Source organism: Pseudomonas sp. FSL W5-0299 (assembly GCF_005930655.1).
Taxonomy (GTDB): domain Bacteria; phylum Pseudomonadota; class Gammaproteobacteria; order Pseudomonadales; family Pseudomonadaceae; genus Aquipseudomonas; species Aquipseudomonas mandelii.
Map to the genome: position 1 here is coordinate 1 of NZ_RXHX01000107.1, position 615 is coordinate 615.

Genomic DNA, 615 nt, shown 5'->3' on the forward strand with positions numbered 1-615 from the left:
ATTCCAACAACTACGCCATCGACACGGTGCGTCCGACGGCCACGATTGTGCTGGCCGATACCACCCTGACCGCGGGCGAAACCTCGCTGGTCACCATCACCTTCTCCGAGGCCGTCAGTGGTTTCACCAACGCTGACCTGACGCTTGCCAACGGCACGTTGAGCGCGGTGAGCAGCAGTGACGGCGGCATCACCTGGACGGCGACCTTCACCCCGAGTGCCAGCGTCAATGACACGACTAACCTGATCACCCTGGACAACACCGGCATCGCGGATCTGGCGGGCAACGCCGGCAGCGGCACTACCGATTCCAACAACTACGCCATCGACACGTTGCGCCCTACCGCGACCATCGTCCTGGCAGACCCGACCCTGAGTGCCGGCGAAACCTCGCTGGTGACCATCACCTTCTCCGAGGCCGTCAGTGGTTTCACCAACGCTGACCTGACGATTGCCAATGGCACGTTGACGGCTGTGAGCAGCAGCGACGGTGGCATCACCTGGACCGCGACCTTCACGCCCACCGTCGGCGTGAATGACCTGACCAACGTCATCACCTTGGCCAATACCGGCGTGGCCGACCTTGCCGGCAATACCGGCAGCGGCACCACCAACT

Annotated in this window: 1 protein-coding gene; it reads left to right on the plus strand. The window is 63.1% G+C overall.

Annotation, left to right across the window (positions count from 1 at the left end; translation table 11 throughout):
- Window positions 1-615 (plus strand): Ig-like domain-containing protein (locus tag FHL16_RS33840; protein ID WP_238706224.1); only part of this gene is annotated, 615 nt, incomplete at both ends.